The organism is Flavobacterium sp. CR10 (assembly GCF_055814415.1).
This window is the reverse complement of sequence record NZ_CP185985.1, coordinates 3,662,377-3,686,424: the sequence shown is the minus strand read 5'-3', so window position 1 is coordinate 3,686,424 and position 24,048 is coordinate 3,662,377. Positions and strand designations below refer to the sequence as shown.

The window sequence follows — 24,048 nt, the reverse complement described above, 5'->3', positions numbered from 1 at the left end:
AAAAAACTTTTATCCAATCAATCGGTCAGCGTACATTTTTTTAAGTTTTTGAATTTTTGGATCAATTACCACTTGGCAATATCCAGCTTCTTGATTTTCATTATAATAGTTTTGATGATAATCTTCGGCTTCGTAAAAAACTTCAAAAGGTTTTAATTGCGTTACAATAGGATCTGCATAAGCAGGTTGCACTTCTTCAAAAACTTTTTCTGCAATTTCTTTTTGCGTATCATCGTGATATAAAATTATGGAACGATATTGAGTTCCGCTATCGCCTCCTTGGCGATTTAAAGTTGTCGGATCATGACTTGTCATGAAAATGAAAATTAAGTCATGATATGAAATTATGTCAGGGTTGAAAGTCACTTGAATCACTTCTGCATGTCCGGTTCTGCCTGTACACACTTCACGATAAGCAGGATTCTTTATAAATCCGTCTGAATAACCCGATTTTATTGATTCTACACCTTTTAAACGCTGAATTACAGCTTCTATACACCAAAAACATCCGCCACCAAAGGTAGCTACAGATAAATTTCCCATAAATAATACTTTCTTTAAAATTTAATGCCTATTAATTCGATAGGATATTATGATAATTTATTAAAAAAAAGTTGTTTTAACTAAAAATACTAAACGGTAATATAGTGTTTGAAGTTTACTATTGATAAATTCGCAATTTTATAAAAAAACTATATATTTGCAATCAAACACAAGGCACAACTAATGAATAGCAAAAATAGTACCATGACACTGGAAACTTACTTCCAGGAATTTAGACAAAATATTGTCGGTATAAATCAAGAATTTACATCGCCTTATGGCAGAAAATCAATAATTTACACGGATTGGACTGCCAGCGGAAGACTATATCGTCCGATTGAAGAAAAACTATTAAATCAGTTTGGTCCTTTTGTCGCTAATACTCATACCGAAACTACTGTATCTGGTACTGCTATGACAAAAGCATATCATCATGCCAGACATATTATAAAGCGTCATGCCAATGCAAACAACGATGATGTTTTAATTACGGATGGAACTGGAATGACTGGAGTTATCAATAAATTTCAGCGTATTTTAGGTCTGAAAGTTCCTGAGAATTTAAAGAGTTTTACCAATGTTCCTGCAGAAAAAAAACCTATTGTTTTTATTTCTCATATGGAACACCATTCTAACCAAACTTCATGGTTGGAAACTATTGCAGATGTTGAGATTATTCCGTCTTGCGAAAAAGGTCTTTTTAATTTAGAGAATCTTGAAGCTTTACTAGAAAAATATAAAGATAGAACTATCAAAATTGCTTCTATTACTGCCTGTTCGAATGTTACGGGTTTAAGAACTCCTTTTCACGAAGCGGCAAAGTTAATGCATCAATATAATGGTGTCTGTTTTGTTGATTTCGCTTGTTCTGGTCCTTATGTGGAAATTGATATGCATCCAGCTGATCCAGAAGCTTATTTGGACGCCATTTTTATGTCACCTCATAAATTCCTTGGTGGTCCTGGAACTTCAGGCGTTTTAATTTTCAATAAAAAATTATACAATAACATGATTCCTGACTGTCCAGGCGGAGGAACAGTAAGCTGGACAAATCCGTGGGGAGAGCATAAATATATTGATAATATTGAAGATCGTGAAGATGGCGGAACACCTGGTTTTCTTCAAGTTATCAAAACTGCGTTGGCAATTGAGCTAAAAGAAGAAATGGGAATTGAAAACATTATGGAGCGTGAACATGAAATTGTCAATTATGTTTTCTCTGAATTAGATCCTATTTCAAATATTAAAATTTTAGCTGGACAACATAAAGAACGTCTTGGTGTAATTTCGTTTTTTATTGATGATCTTCACTTTAATTTAGGGGTTAAAATTTTGAATGATCGTTTTGGAATTCAGACTAGAGGAGGGTGCAGCTGCGCAGGAACTTATGGACACTATTTACTGCATGTTGATCAGGAAACTTCTAATAAATTGGTCAACGAAATTACAATTGGTGATTTGATTAAAAAACCGGGATGGATTAGAATGTCAATTCATCCAACTACAACCGATGAAGAGATTGCTTTTGTTTGTAAAAGCATTAAAGAATTGGCTGCCAATCATAAAACTTGGGCTTTGGATTATTCTTATGATAAAAATCGCAATGAGTTTATTCATAAAGACGCTACTTCGTTTGAAGACGAATTGGTTGAAAGCTGGTTTAAATCTTAGATTTTACTAAAAAAGCCAATAAAGATTTTTTAGCCACAGATTATACTGATTAGCGCAGATTTTTTTAAATCCTTTTAATCTTTATAATCTGTGGCTAGTTTTTTTAACGCAAAGAGCGCAAAGATTTTTTTTTAAGCTTTCTTGATTATCTCTGTGGTTATTGAGGTCGCAAAGTTACAAACGCGAAAGGTTTAAAAACCTGTCGCGTTTGTTTTTTTAATTTTTAAAAGGAAATTAAATCTTTTGAAATTGTTTCAGCGCAGAAAGAGCTTGCGATTGCACTTTTTTCTGAAAGAAACCAGTCCAGCCTAATAAATAACCGGTAAGTCCAAAGGCTTGTTTAGACCATTTCCAGACATCAAAATTATCGGTATGTTTGATAATTAATCCGTCTTGAAAGATAAATTCGGCTGATATTTTATTGATGACTTTTCTGTTTGTTTTACTAAAATTATAGGTAGCTGTCCAATTTGCAGAACCGGTAGAATCATCAGCTTTTACATTTGAAAATTCAATTTTTAAATTGCCTTTACTTTTTAACAACAGCATTTCCCACATTTTAGAAACCTGTTCTTCTTTTAACAAACCAAAAGCTGGATCTATAAAATGAACTTTCGGATGATAGCATTCGCTCATTGTTTTGGCATCAGCATTCGCGAAAGCGGTATAAAATTTTGTAATCAAGGCTTCGTTTGAGTTCATAAAAAAATATTTATGTTAAATATAAGATTTATTATATTAAAAAATCACTACAAAACACTAATTTCTTTAGCTGTATCAAATGTTTTTTTAGATTTATCAAACGCTGTTGAGAAATATTTCACTTTGCTATAAGCTGTAAAATGTCCCGTTAGATTTCCTGAAATATCTGGGCCGCCTGCAATGATAAATCTTATAGCATAAATATCAGTTTTTTTAAGCTTCTGCCATTCTGCTGGTGTAAAATAATAGTAAGCAGTTGTTTTGCCGTCTGCAGATTCTTTTACATTTTTGTCTGTGCAAGCAATAACATCGGCATTTGTCAAATCAACATAAACGCCTCCAGCAATTTTTGCTTTGTCGCTTGCTGTAGAAATGGTCAGTTTTAAAATACCACCTTTATCTGTTTTGGCTATTTGTACATTTATTTCACCAGAATAAGCATATTTTTCGCAGATGAAAGTATATTCTTGTGTTGCTGGATATGGCGCAGAACCTTTTACACTAATAGTTTGCTGTGCTGAAGCAAACGTTGAAACAAATAATAAAAGAAGAAGCGGTAGTTTAAAATTCATAAGTATCGTAATTTATTGATCGGCTAATTTGGCATCAAATTTCTCATCCCAATCCATAGATTTTATGGCAGAAATGAGATTGTCTTCATTTACAAAGATGCGCAATTCTTTATTGGCAACTTTTTTGGTGTACAAAGCATGATAGCGGTAAATGACTTCATGTTTGGTTTTGTAAACTCCATCTAATTTTAAATCTATAAAACTTCCATAGTATTGTCTAAATCTTTGACAGGTTTTGGTTAAACGCTCTTCTGTTGTGTTTTCCATAACCGTTTTAGTTACTTCAGTTTCATTAAAAGGTTTAAATTTTGAAGTATTACAAGTTTCTAAAACTCTCTTTCCTAAATCATACGCTTTACGCTGCTGATTTGCATTTACATCTGCTCCAGAAACCTTTTTAATTTTCAAATCTTCTGTATCTCTGCTAACGGTTTTAGATTTACATCCAATTAATAACAACAAACATATAATCAATCCTGCTTTCTTCATAACTATTTAAGTAATTTTTAATAATAAGTTAGGATCGGGACAATTTTCGATATAGAAGTTTAGGTCTTTTGTGTTGCAGACTCCAGGATAGTCTCCCCAATAATCTCCAATGTTGTGGATAATCTGAAAATGGACATGAGGTGCATAATCGCCATTTACAGAGGCTTTTCCTAAGGTTGCAATTTTTTCACCTTTCTTAAAATTGTCTCCGACATTTAAATTCTCTATACTTTCTAACGACAAATGTCCGTATAAAGTATAAAATTTCTCATTTTCTACTTCATGTTCCAATATAATAGTAGGACCATAGTCGCCCAAACCAATATTATTTTTAAAACTATGTACTTTTCCATCAAGTGCGGCAAGCACAGCAGTTCCAGCTTCTGCCCACAAATCTAATCCGATGTGAATATTGCGTTCGGGTTTTGAGGCATCTAAAAAAATAGGACTTCTTTGATATAAAAATCTTCCTTCTATATAACCGCCAAATGCAACTTTGGCATTGTTTTCTTTTAGAAAACTTGAAATATATCTTTCAAAATCTTCCGAAGTATCTAATTTCTGATTTGCCAGTTCTTGATTCGAAACCGATAAATTTAAAGGTACATATTCGGATAGATTAATTGAGGTGTCAATAACTTTAGTAGGTGGTAAGGCGTTTAAAATTGAGGCAAGGGGTTTCATAAAATTAAGCTACTTTATTTATAATTATTAATTCGTTATGTATTTCTATGCGAGGCAGCATCTTGGTTTTGAACATTTTCGGATTTACTTCAGCAACATATTTTCTGTTTCTAACATTGTGCGCTTCTTCTAATATCATGGTGTTGAACAAAACAAAGCCATTATCTTTTAAAATAGTGCAGACTCTATCAACAAAAAACTTTTCAAACAAAAAATTCGGCATATGCGTATCTTCAAAAATGTCTATAATAATGAGATCGTATTTGTCTTTTGTCTTGAGCACAAATTCAAATGCGTCATCAATAACAACTTCTAACTGTTTAATTTGATTAAGATTAAAATACTCATTGGCAATCTGAATCATATCCGGATCGATTTCAACTCCTGTAATTTTTTCTTTGTAAGCAATCTCGTCTACTAAGGTTTTGACCACACTTCCGCCGGCAACTCCCAATAGCAGAATATGTTCCATTTCTAAGATTTTATCGTAACCAATATTTCGAAGTCCATACCTTAATATGCGTTGTAAACTTCCGTATGAATAATTTGTGTTTTCAGTGTCCAATACTAATTCGCCATTTGCCCATGTAACTTCGATCATTTTGCTTCTAGCTGATTTTTTCTTAAATATTTTTATTGGAATTATATAACTGAAAAATTTTCGAATCATTTTTTATGCTTTTACTCAAATTTACCATTAAATCTTTTATTTTGCACCAAATATTAAATCTTTCATGAAAAAACTATTATACAAATTCATCTTTTACAAGCTAATGGGCTGGAAGATAGTGGGAATGGAAAATGCTGAAGTAAAAAAATGTGTATTAGTAGTAATGCCTCACACCAGTAATCATGACTTTTATATAGGTCTATTAACTCGCGGCATATCTGGATTGCAGATGAATTTTGTAGCAAAGAAGGAGTTATTTAAATTTCCCTTTGGTTTTTATTTTAGAAATGTGGGAGGAGAGCCACTAGATCGTACTGGCGGATTAAATAAAGTGGATGCAATTGCTTCTATTTTTGATAGAAAAGAAATCTTTCGTTTGGCTGTTGCACCAGAGGGAACTAGAAAAAAAGTTACTGAAATAAAAACTGGATTTTATTTTATTGCGCTTAAAGCGAATGTGCCAATTGTTCCCGTTGCTTTTGATTGGGGTAAAAAAGAAGTTAATCTAGGCAAAGCAATTTATCCAACCGGAAATTATGAAGCCGATTATGAAATTTTGAAGAAGCATTATGAAGGTGTTTTAGGAAAAATTCCTGAAAATGGCATAAAATTGTAATTTCTGAGAATTTTTCCAAACGCGTGAGAATCGCGTATTTGAAAATTTTCTGGACAAAGATTCAAATACGCGCTAATTTTTGCGTTATGAAGAATAGGCCTTAAATGTGCCGTTTTTATAGAACAAGACAATTTTTTCAATTTGATCATCTTCCAAACTGAAATTTTCGTTTTTTAGAATAGGAGATTTTTTAGTTTCTCTTTTTTCTTCTTCCAAATTTATTTCTACAGCCGAGAATAAATCATTTCCCATATTTTCATTCGATAGAATAGGAGAAGAAGATTTATGAGTTTCAACTGATTCTTCATTATTGATTTTAGGAAAAGTTCCTCTTCCTATCAAAATCCAATATAAATCTACATCTGGAAAAACTTCTAGAATTTTCATTACAAAATCTAAACTTGGCCTATTTCTTCCTGACAAAAGATGCGACATACTAGAACGTTGCACGCCAATTTTATCAGCAAAAGCAGATGCGTTTAAACCATAATATTCCAATACAGATTCAAGTCTTTTTACAAAATCATCTATGTTTACCATTGTAAATTTGTGCTTTAAATTCTTCCATTTACAAATGTAAACAAAAAGAAAGAGTATTTGAATATTATTGTTGTAATTTTAATTAGAGTTCATTTTTATGTTAAATTTAAAATTTAAATAGATAATTATAATTAACTGAAATTTATTTATTTAGATGTTTATCTATGATATAAAAATCTCAATTAAAAGAAGTTATACGCATTAATGTTACAACTCTTCAAAAACTGTTTACAATTCTAAATTATTATTTTTTTTATCAGTTTACAATTGTAAAAATAAAGATGTTTACTTTTGTAAACTAATCGAAATGCAATGAATTTAGAACAGCTTTTTACACAATACAAAGAACAGTCCATATCTGGCAGATATCTAACTTTAGATCATATTAAACCACTTTTAGATAAGTTAAATACAAATGGTCAAGTACAGATTATTGGCACATCTGTTTTGGGAGAACCTATATATAGTTATCAAATTGGAACGGGAAAAACGCGCGCATACCTATGGTCTCAAATGCACGGAAATGAAAGTACAACTACAAAAGCTTTATTTGATTTCATTAATTTACTGAATGACGATACCGATTTTGCTAAACAAATGCTGAATACGTTCACATTTTACTGCATTCCGATGCTTAATCCTGATGGTGCAAGACTTTATACTAGAGCAAACGCAAACGAAATTGACTTAAATCGTGATTCGCAAGATTTGACTCAACCTGAAAGCAATGTGTTACGCCAGATTTTTGAAGAATTTAAACCTGACTTCTGCTTTAATCTTCATGATCAGCGTACTATATTTGGAGCAGGAACAACTGGAAAACCTGCAACTGTTTCTTTTTTAGCTCCTTCATATAATGAAGAAAGAGACATAAACGATAATAGATTAAAAGCCATTAATATAATTGCAGGAATCAATGAAGAACTGCAAAAATATATTCCCGGACAAGTTGGACGTTTTGATGACTCCTTCAATATTAACTGTATAGGAGACACTTTTCAGTTTTTAGGCGTTCCAACTATCTTATTTGAGGCAGGACATTTTCCAGAGGATTATGAGCGAGAAATCACTAGGAAATTCATATTTTTCGCGTTAATTTTAAGCTTTAAACTGATATCCGAAAACGATTTAGTTGACAATAGATTTTCCGAATATTTGAATATTTCACAAAATAATGTGGTTTTTTATGATTTTATGTATAAAAATGTCAAAATAAATTATGATGGTATCGAAATTATTACGAATTTTGTCGCACAATACAAAGAAGAATTAATCGAAAATAAGATTCATTTTAACGCTTACATAGTTGAAGTAGGCGAGTTGGAAAATTATTTTGGACATTACGAATACGACGCAAAAGGCGCAGAATATTCGGACGATTTCCAAAACTTTCCTAAAACGGGTCAAAAAGCAAATTTTTATTTAAATAAAAATGTTAAATTTGTTAACGGATTAATAAAAAGTTAATTTTTATGTGAATTTGTTGTTTTTTATATATAATTTTATACTTTGTAATAGCAATTAGTAATATTAATTAAACAATTATGAGTAAATTTCGTTTAGATGAAGTAGATCACCAGATTTTAGATATGTTAATAGACAACACGAGAGTTCCGTTTACTGACATTGCAAAAAAACTTTTGATATCTGCTGGTACAGTACACGTTAGAGTTAAAAAGATGGAAGATGCCGGTATCATCATGGGATCTTCATTAGCCTTAGATTACGATAAATTAGGTTATTCATTTATTGCTTATGTAGGGGTTTTTCTTAATAATACATCTCAAACTAAATTTGTATTAGAGAGAATCAATCAAATTCCATTCGTAACTGTAGCTTCTGTAACTACAGGAAAATTCAACATCTTTTGCAAAATTAGAGCAAAAGACACTAAGCACGCGAAAGAAGTTATCTTTATGATTGACGATATTGATGGTGTTTACAGAACAGAAACTATGATTTCATTAGAGGAAAGTATAAACGATAAGAAGCGTTTGATGCATACTATTTTCAAAAATATGTAAGAACTTTTCTTGAATGCTATATTAAAATATAACCTCAAGTTTATTCTTGGGGTTTTTTTATGACTAATTAACCAACCAACTATAACACGATTATGTATACGTTGCCCAAAATTGAGCGTTTTAATCAAGACGTTCTCTCAAAATACCACATTTATAATAGTGTTTTTATAACATTACCGTTTGATTCTATAGATAATACAGGAGTTTTACTTCCTTTATTTACAGAAACTTGCGAAACAGGCTTTAAAAAACAGGAAACTCCTAAAGAAATTGTAGATTTCTTCTCAAATAAATTCTTAAGTAACGCTTCTGAAGAAGAAAAAATCGATCTTATGTTTCGATTTATTCAATATATCGAGCGCCAGATTGTATTGTTTGATGCTATCGAAGACGCTGCTTTTCCTGAAGTTAACAACATGGAAGGACGCGGATCTCTTCGTGACATCAAAGAGAAATCTGATGCTAAAGAAAAAGACGAAGAATTAAGTGAATTTCTAGAAAGTTTTAATGTTCGTACCGTTTTAACGGCGCATCCAACTCAGTTTTATCCTGGTCCCGTATTAGGAATTATAAATGATTTGACGGAAGCAATTCGTCAAAATGATTTGCTACAAATTAAACAATTGCTTGCTCAATTAGGAAAAACACCTTTCATTCAGAAAGAGAAACCAAATCCTTATGATGAAGCAGTAAGTTTAATTTGGTACCTTGAAAATGTATTTTATGCTACGGCAGGAGAAATTGTTCATTATCTCCAAAAAAATATATTAGAAGGAAACCCGATTCACAACCAATTGATCAAACTTGGTTTCTGGCCAGGAGGTGATCGTGACGGAAATCCTTTTGTTACGACAGACATTACGCTTAAAGTTGCAGATCGTTTGCGTACTTCAATTTTAAAATGCTATTATGTAGAAATGAGAAACTTAAAGCGTAAGCTAACTTTCTCAGGTGTAGATGATTTAGTAGCCGAACTTGAACATAAACTTTATCGTTCTGTATTCTATTCTAAAGGAGATATTTTTATCACATTAGAAGAATTATTGACACAATTGAACAAAATTCGAACTATAATTATTGAGAAACATCAATCTTTGTACTTGGACGAATTAGATGCGCTTTTAGTAAAAATTAATTTATTCGGATTCCATTTTGCAACTTTAGATATTCGTCAGAATAGTAAAATTCACAATGCAGTTTTCAAAGATGTTGTGAATTACTATTTGAATTCTGGTTCAGATGTTTTTCCGAAAAATTATTTCGAATTGACAGAAGATCAAAAAATCAATGTTTTATCGAAAGTTAAAGGAAATCTGAATCCAGCTGATTTCGAAAATGAAATTACTAGATATACTTTAGAATCTGTTCAGGCTATTAAAACGATTCAGCAAAACAATGGCGAAGAAGGAGCAAACCGTTATATTATTAGTAATAACGAAAGTGCTTTGAACGTTATGGAAACTTTTGCCATGATTCGTTTGAATAATTGGGAAAAACCAACAGTAGATATTATTCCGCTTTTTGAGTCTGTAGACGATTTGCAAAATGCGCATACCATTATGGAGCAGTTGTACACAAATCCAGAATATGCTAAACATTTGAAATCGAGAGGAAACAAACAAACTATCATGCTTGGATTCTCTGACGGAACTAAAGATGGCGGTTACTTAATGGCAAACTGGAGTATTTATCAAGCTAAAATTTCGTTGACTAAAATTTCTAGAGAATACGGAATTAAAGCGATTTTCTTTGATGGGCGTGGTGGACCTCCAGCTCGTGGCGGTGGAAAAACTCATAAATTCTATGCGTCTCTTGGACCAAAAATTGAAAACAACGAAATTCAGATCACAGTTCAAGGTCAAACGATCAGCTCTAATTTTGGAACTTTAGATTCTTGCCGTTATAATATCGAAAACTTATTGAGTGCTGGTGTTACAAACCAAGTATTTAGTAAAGAGAAAAACGAATTGACTGCAGAAGAAACTCAAATCTTAACTGATTTGGCTAATTTGGGTTATGATAAATATTTAAGCTTCAAAAATCATCCGAAGTTTATTCCGTACTTAGAAAAAATGAGTACACTAAAATATTACTCAAAAACTAATATTGGAAGCCGTCCTTCTAAAAGAAGCAAATCTGAATCATTGGATTTTGCTGATTTAAGAGCGATTCCGTTTGTAGGTTCATGGAGCCAGTTAAAACAAAACGTTCCAGGATTCTTTGGAGTAGGTTCTGCTTTAAAACATTTTGAAGAAACTGGACAATGGGATAAAGTAAGTGATTTGTATCATAATTCATTATTTTTCAAAACATTGCTAGAAAATAGTATGATGTCATTGGCAAAATCATTCTTGCCGTTGACAGCTTACATGAAAAATGATCCTGAGTTTGGTGAATTCTGGCAGATTATTTATGATGAATTCTCAGAAACAAAACGTCTTTTATTGAAAATTGCTGGGCACAAAACGTTGATGGAAAATTATCCTGATGGTATTGCTTCAATTCAGATTAGGGAGCGCATTGTTTTACCGTTGCTGACTATTCAGCAGTATGCTTTATTGAGAATCAACGAATTAAATAAAGCAGAAACTCCAAACGAAGAATTGGTTAAAGTTTATGAGAAAATCGTAACGAGATCATTATTTGGAAATACGAACGCAAGTAGAAACTCAGCTTAAAATATAAAAATGAGAGCATCAGAATTATTAGATAATGAATATTCAGGTCATTTTGGTACTTATATCAAAGCGGCTGGCGATGGAATCTTAATAGAAGAATTAGAAATTTCGCTTCATGAGTTTATCCGATTTGTTCAAAATATTCCAATGGATAAATTTGATTATCGTTATGCAGAAGGCAAATGGACGATAAAAGACATTATTCAGCATGTTATAGATACAGAGCGAATTTTTGCCTATCGCGCTTTGCGTTTTTCAAGAAATGATAAAACGCCTTTACCAAGTTTTGAAGAAAATGATTATGCAGATAATACAGATTCAAACAAGAGAAGCATTCAAGATTTGTTAACCGAATTTTCAGCTGTGAGACATTCAACTTTATTATTTTACAAAAGTTTATCTGATGAACAGCTAAAGCGAATTGGAACTGCTTCAGGAAATCAGATTTCTGTTCGTGCTTTAGGTTTTGTCATGATTGGACATCAAAAGCACCATCAGAAAGTTTTTGAAGAGAGATATTTGTAAAAAAAGAATATTTGAAAATTTAAAATCCCAAAATCCATATCGTTGGAGTTTGGGATTTTTACATTTTGTAAACCCGACAGGTTTTTAAAACCTGTCGGGTTTGATATTTTGTATAATTATTGCATTCTGGAAAACGAGAACTTCGACTCCGCTCAGTCTGACAATTGTATTATAATTATTGTGTCGGGCTGAGCGGAGTCAAAGCCTTTTTTACGCCTTTTGATTCTTTCTCTCCAAAAAAGCCAAACCAAATCGAATTTTATCATAAGACATTTTTTCTTCAAAATAATCGAAGTAAGGTCTTAATGCATTTGGATTCTCTAATTCTGTTTGAGCTTTTTCTATTTGAAGGATTTCATCTTCTGAAACAAACTGACTTAAATCTAAATCGTGGCCATCAACATATAATTTTGCTAAATGCGAAATAATTGTGGTTGGATTTAAATCTCGCTGTTCAGCAATTTCTTCAACCGAAACTCCACTCTGAAATAATTCCAGTGTTTTTTTATAAGTATTGTCTTTTTTCTCTTTTTTAACAACAGATTTATTTCTTTCAAACTCAATAATGGCTTTGATAAAATCTGCTCCGTATTTTTCTAGTTTTGCTTTCCCAACACCTTCAACAGCAAGAAACTCTTCGTCACTCATTGGTCTTAAGATTTCCATTTGACGCAATGAAGCATCACTAAAAATAACATAAGCCGGAACTTCTTCTTCCTGCGCAATTTCATAACGCAATTTGCGAAGTGTCTCAAATAAAGAGTTTTTAGTTGCTTTTGGTTTTGCTTCTTTAGTTTCACTTTTCTCAATTGTTTTCTTAACAACTGTTGTCAGTTTCACTTTTTCGCCTTCAAATAAAACTTTCTTTGCAAAAGGAGTTAGTAGAATTTTATTATGCTGGTGAAAAGCAATTTCGCAATAACCTAAATTGATCAGCTGAATAAGATATTGATTCCAGTCGTACCAAGAAACGTCATGGCCAATTCCGTACGTTTTTAGCTCTTGATAATTTTTTTCGTAGATATATGCGTTTCTCGAGCCTCTTAAAAAATCGACAATTACAGCCAAAGGTTCAGATTCTTTTAAACGCACGATAGCAGACAAAGCTTTCTGCGCGAGAATCGTCCCATCGAAAAAAGTTGGCGGATTTTTGCAAATATCGCAGTTTCCGCAATTCTCGGTGACTAATTCGCCAAAATAAGACAGCAGAATTTTTCTTCGGCAACTTACAGCATCGGCGTATTGCTTCATTCGATCCAACTTCGCCAGCTGAATGTCTGAGTTTAATCCATCCGAGGCAAATTTCTGCAATTGAATCACATCGGCATAACTTTCAAACAAAACGGTTTCGGCGGGAAGGCCATCACGTCCAGCACGTCCAATTTCTTGATAATATCCTTCTATATTTTTTGGGAGATTGTAATGAATTACCCAACGAACATTCGATTTGTCAATTCCCATTCCGAAAGCAATTGTTGCGCAAACTACCTGACAATCATCATTTATAAACTGATCCTGAGTTTTTGCACGTGTTTCATTGTCTAAACCAGCATGATACGCTTTAGCTTCAATACCATTTTTTCTCAATTTTTCAGAAAGCTCTTCTGTTGCTTTACGACTCAGACAATAAATGATTCCTGATTCATTTGGCTTGTTTTCAATAAAATCAATTATTTGTTTTACGCGATCCAAAGCTGGACGAACTTCAAGACTTAGATTTTTACGATCAAAAGAAGCTATGAATGTTTTCGGATTCTTAAGATTCAATTGTTTGGATATGTCTGTTCGTGTTGCTTTATCGGCTGTAGCAGTTAATGCTAAAATTGGAGTAGAAGGGAAGCGGCTTTTTAAATACCCTAAATTAGTATAAGCAGGTCTAAAATCATGACCCCAAGAAGAGATACAATGCGCTTCATCGATTGCTATTAAGCTAATATTCAATTCGCTAAAAGCCATATCAAGATAAGAAAGGCTTTCTGGTGCCACGTAGACTAACTTAAAGTGATTCGATTTTAAGTTGTCGATATAATATTGCTGTTCTTGTGATGATTGGGTGCTATTAATATAACACGCAGAAATTCCGTTTGTTTTCAAACTATCAACCTGATCTTTCATTAAAGCAATCAGTGGTGATATTACAATTGTGATTCCTGGTAAAATTAAAGCAGGAAGCTGAAAACAAATCGATTTTCCTCCGCCTGTTGGCATAATTGCCAATGCATCTTGTCCAGATAATACGGTATTAATTATAGTTTCCTGATTGGGCCTGAATTTTTCAAAACCAAAATTTTCTTTTAATGTAGCGTGTAAAATTTCTGAGGTCATAGGCATGTATTTTTTGTTTAAGATTTAAATGTAAAAATAATCCTATAAAAACAAAAATATAAATTTAGTAATTTATTATAAAAAAAGGAACTCCAAAAAGAGTTCCTTTTTTTTTTATTAGAAAGAAAATGAATTAATCTTCATCATCTTCGTCTTCTTCATCATAGTCAGTATCAGCTTTGTCATCATCATCGTCATCATCGTCACCACCGTCAGTATCTGGCTTGTCAATGTTGTCATCTTCATCATCATCGTCACTAATATCATCATCAAGATCTATACCTTTAACTGGCGCAATTGCATCTACATCAACATCTAAATCGTCATCTTCATCGTAGTTTTCAATTCTGTCAGCAAGTTTAGTACTAATTTTTACTAAGTAAATAGTGTCTTCAGTACGAACTTCAACAGCTTCAACCAATTCGTTTTTAGCATTTCTAAAACGGATTACATCCGAATCATCATAACCATCAGGAAATTTTTCAACCAAAAGGTTTAAAATTTCGTTGGTAAGTTTGGCGTAGTCTACTATAACTCTTTTCATAAATTATCTTATAAATCTAATAAGTATGCAAAAATTAACGGAGCAACAATTGTTGCATCCGATTCAATAATAAATTTTGGGGTTTTGATGTCTAATTTACCCCAAGTGATTTTTTCATTTGGAACTGCCCCAGAGTAAGAACCATAACTAGTTGTTGAATCTGAGATTTGGCAGAAATAGCTCCAAAATGGCACATCGTGCATTTCCATATCTTGGTATAGCATAGGCACTACACAGATAGGGAAGTCACCCGCGATACCACCACCGATTTGGAAGAATCCAATTCCGTTTGAACTGTTTTTAGAATACCAATCCGCAAGGAAAGTCATGTATTCAATTCCAGATTTCATGGTAGATGCTTTTAAATCTCCTTTAATTACGTATGAAGCAAAGATATTACCCATTGTGCTATCTTCCCATCCAGGAACAATAATTGGTAAATTTTTCTCTGCAGCTGCATACATCCAGCTATCTTTTAGATCAATTTCATAATATTCTTCTAAAACGCCAGATAACAACATTTTGTACATAAATTCGTGTGGGAAGTAGCGCTCACCTTTGTCGTCAGCATCTTTCCAAATTTTGTAAATATGTTTTTGTAAACGACGGAAAGCTTCATGCTCAGGAATACAAGTGTCTGTAACACGGTTTAATCCTCTTTCCAATAAAGCCCATTCGTCTTCTGGTGTTAAATCACGGTAGTTAGGAACTCTCTCGTAGTGTGAATGAGCTACTAAATTCATGATATCTTCTTCTAAGTTTGCTCCAGTACATGAAATAATATGCACTTTGTCTTGTCTGATTACTTCGGCAAAAATTTTACCAATTTCTGCTGTACTCATTGCGCCAGCCATACTTACCAGCATCTTTGCACCATCGGCTAATTGCTGTTCGTATGCTTTTGCAGCATCTACTAACGAAGCAGAGTTAAAATGCAAATAATGTTTTTCAATAAACTGACTGATTGGTCCTTTCATTTTTTTTGTTTTTTTTTTGAATTAAAAAGTTTTAACCTTTTTGGATCTTAATGCAAATTAAGAATTTTTTAAGAAAAATTATAACTTAATCTGCCGTTTTTTTTACACCTTTTTTTTGTAGCCTAGAATCTTTAAAACATCGTCTGAAGTCTGTTGTTCTGAGAACACTTCGGTTGCCAGAATTCCATTTTCGTCACGATCAATCAAGATGTGTTTCGGCTGCGGAATCAAACAGTGGTGTAGACCGCCGTATCCTCCAATTGTTTCTTGATAAGCGCCAGTATTAAAGAAACCAATATACAAAGGTTTCTCTTTGTTGTATTTAGGCAAATAAATGGCGTTCATGTTTTGTTCAGAATTGTAATAATCGTCACTATCACAAGTAAGACCTCCTAACAGAACCCGTTCGTAAGTATCATTCCAGCGATTGATAGCCAGCATAATAAAACGTTTGTTTATAGCCCAAGTATCTGGTAAAGTGGTAATGAAAGATGAATCAATCATATTCCATTTTTCTCTATCATTTTGTTGTTTTTGATACAAAATCTGATAGATTGCACCACCGCTTTCGCCTACTGTAAACGAACCAAATTCCGTAAAAATATTTGGAACATCAACTTCGGCTTCATCACAAGCAATTTTAATCTGATTGATAATTTCATCAATCATATATTGATAATCATACTCAAAAGCAAGTGAGTTTTTGATAGGGAAACCACCGCCAATGTTTAGTCCGTCTAGTGTAGGACATTCTTTTTTAAGAGCAATATATACTTTGATACATTTTACAAGCTCATTCCAATAGTATGATGTATCGTTAATTCCGGTATTGATAAAGAAGTGAAGCATTTTCAGCTCTAATTTATCATTCTCCTGAATTTGTTTTTTATAAAACGAAACTATGTTTTTGTAACCAATACCTAATCTAGAAGTATAAAACTCAAATTTAGGCTCTTCTTCAGCAGCAATACGGATTCCGATTTTGAATTTTCCTTTAATTTCTGCTTGAAGCAAATCTAACTCTTCGTAATTATCAATAATCGGAATAGTATTTTTATGTCCGTTATTGATTAATCTACCGATGTTAGTAATGTATTCGTCTCTTTTAAAACCATTACAAATTACATACGTACTTTTGTTGATTTTGCCATTTTCTAATAAATTCTCCACAATATTAACATCAAAAGCAGATGAAGTTTCGATGTGAATGTTATTCTTGAAAGCTTCATTCATAATATATTCAAAATGAGAGCTTTTTGTGCAATAACAATAGTAATATTTAGCGTCGTATTTATTTTTTTCCATCGATTTTCTGAACCAAGCTTTTGCCTTGTTGATGTTTTCAGAAATCTGAGGAAGATAAGTAAACTTTAATGGCGTACCATATTGTTCAACCAATTTCATCAAATCGATATTGTGAAACAATAAGTTGTCTTTGTTCAGTTTAAATTCCTCTTGTGGAAAGTAGTATGTTTGGTTTATTAGATCAGAATATTTTGTATTCATTTATTTGTCAATGTTTAGAGATTGTAATTATAATTTAATTTTAGGTTTTTGGGGACTTAATCTTAAATTCAAACTCTAATATTGGCAAATATAATAGGCAGTTTTTCATGCTCTGCTTTTGTACATTGGAATACATCAAAACAGAAAGGACTTTTACTATTATAGAAACGGTTCAACATTCTTAATAAAGAACTGCTGAGTCTGTTTCTGTAAGAGCTGAAGTGCCTTTGCTGATTGTTTGTTTTCATGGCGCAAATGTAAAAAATAATATATACCAAATGCAATGCTTTTGATTAAAAAAAGTTTAAGATTTATAATCCTCAAACGCTTCTAGAATCAATTTATTTTCAACGGATTGGTTAATTTTTATTTTTCCGATTCCTTCAATTAATGCAAATTGAATTAAACCGTATTCATTTTTTTTGTCGTGAATTAACAATTCTAAGATCGGATCAATGTCATTTTCTTCAAAAATTACATCGTCGTAAATGTCTTTTATCACCGCTTTGATTTCACGATATTCTTCTGCAGAAATTAATCCTTTTTGAAGCGAAATATAACTTTCTAAAATCATTCCAACAGCAATAGCTTCTCCGTGCAGTAAAGTTGTTTTTTCTTCGCTTTCCAAGAAATAACCTTCAATTGCGTGTCCTAATGTATGCCCGAAATTTAAAGCCTTACGAATGTTTTTCTCCGTTGGGTCTTGAATAACGATTTCATTTTTAATTTCAACAGAACGATAAATCAATTGATCCAATTCATCAAAAACAATTGATTTTAAATCTGAAAACTGTCTCCAATATGGAGCATCATATATTAAACCGTGTTTCAGCATTTCAGCCAAACCAGAGCGCATTTCGCTTTGCGGTAAAGTTTCTAAATACTGTGTATCGATTAATACCATTTGCGGTACATTAATAACCCCGATTTGATTTTTAAGATTTCCTAAGTCAACGCCTGTTTTTCCTCCAACAGAAGCATCAACCATAGATAATAGAGTAGTAGGGATATTGATAAAATCTACACCTCTTTTAAACGTAGAAGCAACAAAACCTCCTAAATCAGTTACAACACCGCCACCTAAATTAATAATAAGTGATTTTCTGTCTGCTCCAAGTTCTGTCAAGATATTCCAGATCTCAATACAAGTTTCGATATTTTTATTTGCTTCACCAGCTTCAAATTCTATAATTTCGATTGCCAAATCTGTTTCCAAAAGCGGAATAAATTTAGACAAACAATGCTCATTGGTCTGATCATCAACAATTATAAAAATATTAGAATATTTACTTTCTCTTAAATGTTTATTTAAAGCTTCGTAAGCATTCTCATTAAAATGTACGAGGTAGTTATTGGCTTGAATAGATTGCATAATTCTTTAGTTAATTGAAAGCGCAAAATAAGGCATTTTTAGCTTAATAATATTCAAACTTTAAGCCTAATTTGTTTAAAATGCAGGTTTGCTTCTTTAAAATTAAGATAAAATTATTCAAGAAATAAACATTTACTTCATAAATTAACATTTGCAATGTTCTCGTTAAGAATATTGAAAAATATGACACCGTTTAGTGAAAAATATTCAAAACACTCTCTATATTTGCATAAAAAATAAATTTTAATGGAAAAGATATTCGATAATACACAGGTTGCATTTTCACTAAAGAGTGACACTGAACTTGATAGAGCTTATTTTCTTTTCAAAATGATTGACAGCGAGCCTTTAGTACGAATAGGAACTGCTGTAACTAATTTTGCAATTAAAGCTCATTTACCAGTAGAAGGATTAATTCGAGCAACTGTTTTTGACCATTTTTGTGGTGGTGTAAACGAAAATGACTGTCTTACTGTAGTAGACAAAATGTTTACAAAAGGAGTTTCTTCTGTTTTAGATTATTCTGTAGAAGGAAAAGAAGAAGAAGAGCAATTTGATGCTGCTTTAGAAATGACTTTAAGGACAGTAGATTTTGCTAAAGAACGTTTGGCAATTCCATTTGCTGTTTTCAAACCAACAGGTTTAGGACGTTTTGAATTGTATGAAAAATTAGGAGAGAAACAAACTTTAAACCCAGCTGAACAAGCAGAATGGGAGAGAGTTGTGGCTCGTTTTGACAAAATATGCAGCGAAGCGCACAAAAAAGATGTTGCATTATTAATTGATGGTGAAGAAAGCTGGATGCAAGATGCAGCAGATGATTTAGTTACAGATATGATGCGTAAATACAATAAAGAAAAAGCAATTGTATTTAACACTTTGCAAATGTACCGTTGGGATCGTTTAGATTACTTGAAAAAACTTCATGAAGTTGCTAAAACTGAAGGTTTCTATATCGGAATGAAATTGGTTCGTGGCGCTTACATGGAAAAAGAGAACAAAAGAGCCGAAGAAAAAGGTTATGTTTCTCCAATCTGCGTTTCTAAAGAAGCTACAGACGTAAATTATGATAATGCTGTACAATATATGTTAGAGCATATCGATAAAATGGCCATTTTTGCAGGAACTCATAACGAATTAAGTTCATACAAATTAATGGAAATGATGGCTCAGAAAGGAATCGCTAAAAACGATTCTAGAATCTGGTTTGGACAATTATATGGAATGAGTGATAATATTAGCTACAACTTAGCTGAAAATGGTTATAATGTTGCAAAATATTTGCCATTTGGACCTGTAAAAGATGTTATGCCATACTTGATTCGTCGTGCTGAAGAAAATACTTCTGTAGCAGGTCAAACAAGCCGCGAATTGTCTATGATTAAAACTGAACGTAAGAGAAGAAAAGGGAAATAATTTATAGTTTTCAGTTTTCTGTCTCAGTTTACAGATATAAAAAACTCCAATCTAAAAAGATTGGAGTTTTTTTTGCTAAAAATAAAACCCGACAGATTTTAAAAACCTGTCGGGTTTGAACTAGAGTTTAATTGGAATTTAGTTAAGAGTTACTAAACTGCAAGTTGCTTAAATTCTTATAAATTCCGTTTTCTAAGTTTATTAATTCCTGGTGCGTTCCTTCTTCAGAAATTTTTCCGTTATCTAAAACTAAGATTTTATCAGCATTTCTGATTGTTGAAAGCCTGTGAGCAATAATAATGCTTGTTCTTCCTTCCATCAATACTTCTAAAGCTTCCTGAACCAGTTTTTCGCTTTCGCTGTCTAAAGATGATGTAGCTTCGTCTAAAATCAAAATGCTCGGGTTTTTAAGCAACGCTCTCGCAATCGCAATACGCTGGCGCTGACCTCCAGAAAGTTTAACGCCGCGTTCTCCAACCAAAGTTTCAAATTTCTCCGGAAAACTATCCACAAAATTAAATGCATTTGCTTGTTTTGCTGCTTGCATAATTTCTTCATCAGTAGCATCTGGTTTTCCGTATGCGATGTTTTCTCTAATGGTTCCTCCAAATAAAATTACATCTTGAGGCACAATACTCATATTGCCACGAAGGTTTTCTAAGTCATAATCGTAGATATTTTTTCCGTCAACCGTAATTTCACCAGAAGTAATATCGTAGAAACGAAGCAAAAGAGAAGAAATAGTCGATTTTCCAGCACCACTAGGCCCAACAATCGCTATTTTCTGTCCAAACTCTGCCGAGAAGTTCACATCTTTAAGAACTTGTATTTCTTGACGTGTAGGATAGCTAAACGCAACATTTTTGAATGTAACATTTCCTTTAATTTTCTCTTGATTCTTGTTTAAATCTGAGTTGATTTTCTCAGGACTTTCGTCTAATAATTCAAAAACACGTTCTGTTGCACCAATTGCTTTCTGGATTTGAGCATATAATTCGGCAATTCCACCGAAAGAAGCACCAACAAAAGTTGAATATAATACGAATGAAATCAATTGCCCAACGCTCATTTCTCCAGCAATGCTCAAACGAACTCCGTACCAAACTACGGCAACAATTGCACCAAATAAACAGAAAATAATAAACGAAGCAAAATAACCACGGTATTTACCGCCTTTAATGGCTAATTTTACCACTTCGCTGATTTTTCCTTTATAACGTGCAATTTCGTACCATTCGTTAGCAAAAGCTTTCACGATACTAATCCCTTGCATCGTTTCTTCAACAATTACTTGACTTTCGGCAACCTGATCTTGCACTTTTTTAGAATACTTTCTAATGAATCTTCCAAACACAACTGCAGCAATTGCTACTAACGGAACTACAGAAAGCATTAATAAGGTCAATTTAAAGCTTTCTGTTGCCAAAAGAATAACTCCACCAATAATTAAGATAAACTGGCGTAAGAACTCTGCAATAGTTGTAGTTAAGGTATCTTGAATTTGTGTAATATCGGCACTAATACGGCTGTTTAATTCTCCAACTCTTTTTTGAGAGAAGAAAGTCATTGGTAATTTTACCAAATTAGTATATAATGCCAAACGCAGGTTTGCTAATGTATTTTCGGTAAAGTTTACAAACAATGAAAGTCTGAAAAATGAAAAGAAAGATTGTAAAAATAGAATTGCAACCAAGCCTATAGCTATCGTATTTGCTTCGTCATTATTCTTGTTTTTTACACAGTCTACAAGCATTCCCATTAATTTAGGAAAGGCTAGGGCAGTGGCACCGGTAAGCAAAAGAAAAATCAAACCAATAAAGAATTTCCATTTGTGATGTCCTGCGTATGTAAAAATTGTTTTTGCTTTATTAAGAGAAGTAGCCGTTATTTTTGATTTAGGCAAATCATTTTCTTTAAATCGTGCCATTAGATTTTACTATTTTTAGGTTTACAAATGTATAACTAAGTCGAGTCACTACAAAGGAATATTACGAATTAGAGTTCTCAACTTAACTTTTTAACGAAATTATAAGAAAACCTAAAAAAATATTCATTTTTAAGTAGCTTAAAAATAGAGATCTAGAAAAAAGTTTATTTTTTTTTCTCAAAAATGCTTGCAAATACAAAATCTAGCTGTACATTTGCACTCGCAATCACAAAATGATAGCAGCCTAGTAAAATAGGGCGATTAGCTCAGCTGGTTCAGAGCACCTCGTTTACACCGAGGGGGTCGGGGGTTCGAACCCCTCATCGCCCACAAAATTTTTCAAAAAAAGGCTTGTAAATATAAATTCTAAATGTATATTTGCACTCGCAATCACAAAATGATAGCAACCTAGTAAAATAGGGCGATTAGCTCAGCTGGTTCAGAGCACCTCGTTTACACCGAGGGGGTCGGGGGTTCGAACCCCTCATCGCCCACAAAAGACTCCTTAAGCAATTAAGGATTTTTTTTTTTTGAATTTCCTGAATGTAATAATTACACTCAGTTTTGGGGAGATACTCAAGCGGCCAACGAGGGCAGACTGTAAATCTGCTGTGTGAACTTCGCAGGTTCGAATCCTGCTCTCCCCACGAAAAACAACAAAGCCTGTAAATCGAGAGATATACAGGCTTTTTGCTTTTTCAGTAAGTTTATTTTATTACTATACTTCCGCACCAAATTTCTTTATCTCTTATTTTATAAAAAAGTTTTTCTCCTTTTAAAGTAAGTTCTGTTCGCAATATACCATATTGATCACCTCCAATCAAACGAAGTGTTACAACATAAAATCCAGTCGATTCTTTTGGTTTAATAGTTCTTTTTAATGAAGATGGTTTATCGATACTCTTATCAAAAAAAGATTCTAAACTTGCCAAACCATAATTAAACAAAGGTGCTTTCTGAATCGTCATCGTGTCAGGCGGAATCAATGTTTTATAATATTTGCCTGGAAAAGCTGGAATTTCATAAGAATCAATAGGCAGTTTAATTTTAAACTCAATCAGTTTATCGGTTTCATTAATAATTCGAGTCCAAAATATGGCATAAGCGTATTGATTTCCTTTAGAATCAGTATATCGCATTCCTCCTTTTGGCAGACTATTTTGCACTACTATACTTTTTCCTTTAGAATAAGTATATTCATATTTAGTATAAATGCTTTTCTCAATAGGAGACAGGACTTTTTCTTGAGCATTTTTTAGTGAAAAATTTGCGACTTTTGTCCCGTCAGCATTGGAAGCAGATTCGTTTCTTTGTTTGCAGAAAAAAAGTACGGCTGCTAAAATCAGTAATAGTGATCTTTTTTCATTTTATGGCTAACTATGAATAATTGCGTTGATTTCGATTTAAGTAATTTAAAAAACATTTTAAATCGATTGATGCTTTAGAAGAAATTAAATGTTTAAATACTGAGCTTTTAAAAGCTAAAGATGAACATATTAAAGCTTAAGAAAAACTAGTTAAAGAGAAATAATTTTTAAGCATATAAAAAGAAAAGTAGGCTTTAGGGTCTCTTTTTCTTTCTATATGTTTAATACATTCTAATTACAGAATTAATCCCTTTATAATATTTCGCAACTTCAAGAAGCTTTATCAACTTTGATAGTCGTTCGATTTTTTTCTCTTTAAAGAATATTTTTTTGACTATAAACGTATTTCCTAAAATGTTTATTTCATCTTTATTCTTCAATGTTATTTTTTGAGATGTATTATTAGAATAGTTATAAAGTTCAACTTCATCTATTCTGTTATCAATCGTATTATAGGTGTCTACTTTAAACTTTTCATCATTGATAGTAAATCTGTGGAGAGTTGAAGTTAAGTTATCAAACTCCAAACTGTAGAAATATGTATTTTCGTTAGAATTTTGATAATATTCAATTAATTTGGTGCTGAAATCAAGAACTAATTGATTAGGCAAACTAATTTCGGGAAGAAGCCTCAATAAAGATTCATCATCATTTAAGCTTAATTTTCGAAAAAGATGCAATGTTGTTTCATCAAAATCAATCTGATTGATATTTTCATATAAATCTCCGACTATATTTCCACGAACCAATTCTTCCAAATCAATTTGAAACTTATAATATTCATCTTTTTCGATATAAAAATAATCATCAGCTTCTTCAAGGTCAGTAATATTAGAAATAGGCTCTTTACCTTCTAAATCTGATCTATAAATGTTTGTGTAAAATTTCATTCTTCGTTTT

General features: G+C 32.4%; 22 protein-coding genes and 3 tRNA genes. 10 read left to right on the top strand and 15 right to left on the bottom strand.

Features of this window, described 5'->3' with window-relative positions; translation table 11 throughout:
* Positions 1–9: 9 nt before the first annotated feature.
* Positions 10–543, bottom strand: a complete 534-nt coding sequence (msrA, locus tag ACNRYB_RS16160) for a peptide-methionine (S)-S-oxide reductase MsrA (protein ID WP_473727916.1) — start codon at positions 541–543, stop codon at positions 10–12.
* A gap of 183 nt (positions 544–726) precedes the next feature.
* Here msrA and ACNRYB_RS16155 point away from each other — a divergent pair, with 183 nt between their 5' ends.
* The gene (locus tag ACNRYB_RS16155) at positions 727–2,214 is read left to right on the top strand and encodes an aminotransferase class V-fold PLP-dependent enzyme (protein ID WP_473727915.1); all 1,488 of its coding nucleotides are present in this window, start codon (positions 727–729) and stop codon (positions 2,212–2,214) included.
* 234 nt (positions 2,215–2,448) lie between these two features.
* Here the strand turns inward: ACNRYB_RS16155 and ACNRYB_RS16150 are convergent, their stop codons facing one another.
* From ACNRYB_RS16150 to ACNRYB_RS16130, 5 genes are read right to left on the bottom strand one after another with little or no spacing between them, the layout of a single operon-like run.
* A complete protein-coding gene (locus ACNRYB_RS16150) occupies positions 2,449–2,916 on the bottom strand; it encodes a nuclear transport factor 2 family protein (RefSeq protein WP_473727914.1) in 468 nt (155 codons plus the stop codon).
* Positions 2,917–2,963: 47 nt separating this feature from the next.
* Positions 2,964–3,488, bottom strand: coding sequence for a hypothetical protein (locus ACNRYB_RS16145; protein ID WP_473727913.1), 525 nt, complete (start codon positions 3,486–3,488; stop codon positions 2,964–2,966).
* A 12-nt stretch (positions 3,489–3,500) separates the two neighbouring features.
* The gene (locus ACNRYB_RS16140) at positions 3,501–3,977 is read right to left on the bottom strand and encodes a hypothetical protein (protein ID WP_111369054.1); all 477 of its coding nucleotides are present in this window, start codon (positions 3,975–3,977) and stop codon (positions 3,501–3,503) included.
* 6 nt (positions 3,978–3,983) lie between these two features.
* Entirely contained in the window at positions 3,984–4,661 is a 678-nt protein-coding gene (locus ACNRYB_RS16135) for a peptidoglycan DD-metalloendopeptidase family protein (protein ID WP_129747164.1), read from the bottom strand.
* A 4-nt stretch (positions 4,662–4,665) separates the two neighbouring features.
* Positions 4,666–5,331 (bottom strand): spermidine synthase, encoded by a 666-nt coding sequence (locus ACNRYB_RS16130; RefSeq protein ID WP_473727912.1) that lies wholly within the window; start codon positions 5,329–5,331, stop codon positions 4,666–4,668.
* A 64-nt stretch (positions 5,332–5,395) separates the two neighbouring features.
* Here ACNRYB_RS16130 and ACNRYB_RS16125 point away from each other — a divergent pair, with 64 nt between their 5' ends.
* Positions 5,396–5,947 (top strand): 1-acyl-sn-glycerol-3-phosphate acyltransferase, encoded by a 552-nt coding sequence (locus ACNRYB_RS16125; protein ID WP_473727911.1) that lies wholly within the window; start codon positions 5,396–5,398, stop codon positions 5,945–5,947.
* Between the two features lie 84 nt (positions 5,948–6,031).
* On the opposite strand, the gene ACNRYB_RS16120 is transcribed toward ACNRYB_RS16125, so the two are convergent.
* A complete protein-coding gene (locus ACNRYB_RS16120; RefSeq protein ID WP_473727910.1) occupies positions 6,032–6,487 on the bottom strand; it encodes a helix-turn-helix domain-containing protein in 456 nt (151 codons plus the stop codon).
* Between the two features lie 312 nt (positions 6,488–6,799).
* On the opposite strand from ACNRYB_RS16120, the gene ACNRYB_RS16115 reads away from it, so the two are divergent.
* From ACNRYB_RS16115 to ACNRYB_RS16100, 4 genes are all read left to right on the top strand, one after another.
* Positions 6,800–7,954, top strand: coding sequence for a M14 family metallopeptidase (locus tag ACNRYB_RS16115; protein ID WP_129747160.1), 1,155 nt, complete (start codon positions 6,800–6,802; stop codon positions 7,952–7,954).
* A 77-nt stretch (positions 7,955–8,031) separates the two neighbouring features.
* Entirely contained in the window at positions 8,032–8,511 is a 480-nt protein-coding gene (locus ACNRYB_RS16110; protein ID WP_008468989.1) for an Lrp/AsnC family transcriptional regulator, read from the top strand.
* A 92-nt stretch (positions 8,512–8,603) separates the two neighbouring features.
* Positions 8,604–11,189: a phosphoenolpyruvate carboxylase gene (locus ACNRYB_RS16105; protein ID WP_473727909.1), complete on the top strand. Its 2,586-nt coding sequence runs from the start codon at positions 8,604–8,606 to the stop codon at positions 11,187–11,189.
* Between the two features lie 9 nt (positions 11,190–11,198).
* A complete protein-coding gene (locus ACNRYB_RS16100) occupies positions 11,199–11,714 on the top strand; it encodes a DinB family protein (protein WP_473727908.1) in 516 nt (171 codons plus the stop codon).
* Between the two features lie 210 nt (positions 11,715–11,924).
* On the opposite strand, the gene recQ is transcribed toward ACNRYB_RS16100, so the two are convergent.
* The 5 genes from recQ to aroB form a co-directional block, all read right to left on the bottom strand.
* Positions 11,925–14,039 (bottom strand): DNA helicase RecQ, encoded by a 2,115-nt coding sequence (recQ, locus tag ACNRYB_RS16095; protein ID WP_473727907.1) that lies wholly within the window; start codon positions 14,037–14,039, stop codon positions 11,925–11,927.
* A gap of 133 nt (positions 14,040–14,172) precedes the next feature.
* On the bottom strand, positions 14,173–14,583 hold the full coding sequence (locus tag ACNRYB_RS16090; protein WP_473727906.1) for a DNA primase: 411 nt from the start codon (positions 14,581–14,583) through the stop codon (positions 14,173–14,175).
* An 8-nt stretch (positions 14,584–14,591) separates the two neighbouring features.
* A complete protein-coding gene (locus ACNRYB_RS16085) occupies positions 14,592–15,560 on the bottom strand; it encodes a deoxyhypusine synthase family protein (protein WP_057117936.1) in 969 nt (322 codons plus the stop codon).
* Between the two features lie 102 nt (positions 15,561–15,662).
* The gene (locus tag ACNRYB_RS16080) at positions 15,663–17,066 is read right to left on the bottom strand and encodes a type III PLP-dependent enzyme domain-containing protein (protein WP_111369071.1); all 1,404 of its coding nucleotides are present in this window, start codon (positions 17,064–17,066) and stop codon (positions 15,663–15,665) included.
* Positions 17,067–17,370: 304 nt separating this feature from the next.
* On the bottom strand, positions 17,371–18,438 hold the full coding sequence (gene aroB / locus ACNRYB_RS16075) for a 3-dehydroquinate synthase (RefSeq protein ID WP_473727905.1): 1,068 nt from the start codon (positions 18,436–18,438) through the stop codon (positions 17,371–17,373).
* 246 nt (positions 18,439–18,684) lie between these two features.
* Here aroB and ACNRYB_RS16070 point away from each other — a divergent pair, with 246 nt between their 5' ends.
* Positions 18,685–19,854, top strand: a complete 1,170-nt coding sequence (locus tag ACNRYB_RS16070) for a proline dehydrogenase family protein (RefSeq protein ID WP_473727904.1) — start codon at positions 18,685–18,687, stop codon at positions 19,852–19,854.
* 142 nt (positions 19,855–19,996) lie between these two features.
* Here the strand turns inward: ACNRYB_RS16070 and ACNRYB_RS16065 are convergent, their stop codons facing one another.
* A complete protein-coding gene (locus tag ACNRYB_RS16065; RefSeq protein WP_473727903.1) occupies positions 19,997–21,781 on the bottom strand; it encodes an ABC transporter ATP-binding protein in 1,785 nt (594 codons plus the stop codon).
* A gap of 255 nt (positions 21,782–22,036) precedes the next feature.
* On the opposite strand from ACNRYB_RS16065, the gene ACNRYB_RS16060 reads away from it, so the two are divergent.
* The 3 genes from ACNRYB_RS16060 to ACNRYB_RS16050 all read left to right on the top strand — a co-directional run bounded on the left by ACNRYB_RS16060 (position 22,037) and on the right by ACNRYB_RS16050 (position 22,428).
* Positions 22,037–22,111: transfer RNA gene (locus ACNRYB_RS16060), tRNA-Val, on the top strand.
* A gap of 89 nt (positions 22,112–22,200) precedes the next feature.
* Positions 22,201–22,275: transfer RNA gene (locus ACNRYB_RS16055), tRNA-Val, on the top strand.
* 72 nt (positions 22,276–22,347) lie between these two features.
* A tRNA-Tyr gene (locus tag ACNRYB_RS16050) sits at positions 22,348–22,428 on the top strand.
* A gap of 60 nt (positions 22,429–22,488) precedes the next feature.
* Here the strand turns inward: ACNRYB_RS16050 and ACNRYB_RS16045 are convergent.
* Both ACNRYB_RS16045 and ACNRYB_RS16040 read right to left on the bottom strand, forming a co-directional pair.
* A complete protein-coding gene (locus ACNRYB_RS16045; RefSeq protein ID WP_473727902.1) occupies positions 22,489–22,947 on the bottom strand; it encodes a hypothetical protein in 459 nt (152 codons plus the stop codon).
* 422 nt (positions 22,948–23,369) lie between these two features.
* Positions 23,370–24,038, bottom strand: a complete 669-nt coding sequence (locus ACNRYB_RS16040) for a hypothetical protein (protein ID WP_473727901.1) — start codon at positions 24,036–24,038, stop codon at positions 23,370–23,372.
* Positions 24,039–24,048 lie beyond the last annotated feature (10 nt).

What these genes read in the sequence shown, in the direction of transcription:
- ACNRYB_RS16100 (WP_473727908.1), top strand. Translation starts at nt 11,199, where the DNA reads ATGAGAGCATCAGAATTATTAGATAATGAATATTCAGGTCATTTTGGT.
- ACNRYB_RS16125 (WP_473727911.1), top strand. Translation starts at nt 5,396, where the DNA reads ATGAAAAAACTATTATACAAATTCATCTTTTACAAGCTAATGGGCTGG.
- ACNRYB_RS16110 (WP_008468989.1), top strand. Translation starts at nt 8,032, where the DNA reads ATGAGTAAATTTCGTTTAGATGAAGTAGATCACCAGATTTTAGATATG.
- ACNRYB_RS16140 (WP_111369054.1), bottom strand. Translation starts at nt 3,977, where the DNA reads ATGAAGAAAGCAGGATTGATTATATGTTTGTTGTTATTAATTGGATGT.
- ACNRYB_RS16090 (WP_473727906.1), bottom strand. Translation starts at nt 14,583, where the DNA reads ATGAAAAGAGTTATAGTAGACTACGCCAAACTTACCAACGAAATTTTA.
- aroB (WP_473727905.1), bottom strand. Translation starts at nt 18,438, where the DNA reads ATGCAATCTATTCAAGCCAATAACTACCTCGTACATTTTAATGAGAAT.
- ACNRYB_RS16065 (WP_473727903.1), bottom strand. Translation starts at nt 21,781, where the DNA reads ATGGCACGATTTAAAGAAAATGATTTGCCTAAATCAAAAATAACGGCT.
- recQ (WP_473727907.1), bottom strand. Translation starts at nt 14,039, where the DNA reads ATGACCTCAGAAATTTTACACGCTACATTAAAAGAAAATTTTGGTTTT.
- ACNRYB_RS16040 (WP_473727901.1), bottom strand. Translation starts at nt 24,038, where the DNA reads ATGAAATTTTACACAAACATTTATAGATCAGATTTAGAAGGTAAAGAG.
- ACNRYB_RS16070 (WP_473727904.1), top strand. Translation starts at nt 18,685, where the DNA reads ATGGAAAAGATATTCGATAATACACAGGTTGCATTTTCACTAAAGAGT.
- ACNRYB_RS16150 (WP_473727914.1), bottom strand. Translation starts at nt 2,916, where the DNA reads ATGAACTCAAACGAAGCCTTGATTACAAAATTTTATACCGCTTTCGCG.
- ACNRYB_RS16120 (WP_473727910.1), bottom strand. Translation starts at nt 6,487, where the DNA reads ATGGTAAACATAGATGATTTTGTAAAAAGACTTGAATCTGTATTGGAA.
- ACNRYB_RS16115 (WP_129747160.1), top strand. Translation starts at nt 6,800, where the DNA reads ATGAATTTAGAACAGCTTTTTACACAATACAAAGAACAGTCCATATCT.
- ACNRYB_RS16155 (WP_473727915.1), top strand. Translation starts at nt 727, where the DNA reads ATGAATAGCAAAAATAGTACCATGACACTGGAAACTTACTTCCAGGAA.
- ACNRYB_RS16080 (WP_111369071.1), bottom strand. Translation starts at nt 17,066, where the DNA reads ATGAATACAAAATATTCTGATCTAATAAACCAAACATACTACTTTCCA.
- ACNRYB_RS16130 (WP_473727912.1), bottom strand. Translation starts at nt 5,331, where the DNA reads ATGATTCGAAAATTTTTCAGTTATATAATTCCAATAAAAATATTTAAG.
- msrA (WP_473727916.1), bottom strand. Translation starts at nt 543, where the DNA reads ATGGGAAATTTATCTGTAGCTACCTTTGGTGGCGGATGTTTTTGGTGT.
- ACNRYB_RS16145 (WP_473727913.1), bottom strand. Translation starts at nt 3,488, where the DNA reads ATGAATTTTAAACTACCGCTTCTTCTTTTATTATTTGTTTCAACGTTT.
- ACNRYB_RS16135 (WP_129747164.1), bottom strand. Translation starts at nt 4,661, where the DNA reads ATGAAACCCCTTGCCTCAATTTTAAACGCCTTACCACCTACTAAAGTT.
- ACNRYB_RS16085 (WP_057117936.1), bottom strand. Translation starts at nt 15,560, where the DNA reads ATGAAAGGACCAATCAGTCAGTTTATTGAAAAACATTATTTGCATTTT.
- ACNRYB_RS16105 (WP_473727909.1), top strand. Translation starts at nt 8,604, where the DNA reads ATGTATACGTTGCCCAAAATTGAGCGTTTTAATCAAGACGTTCTCTCA.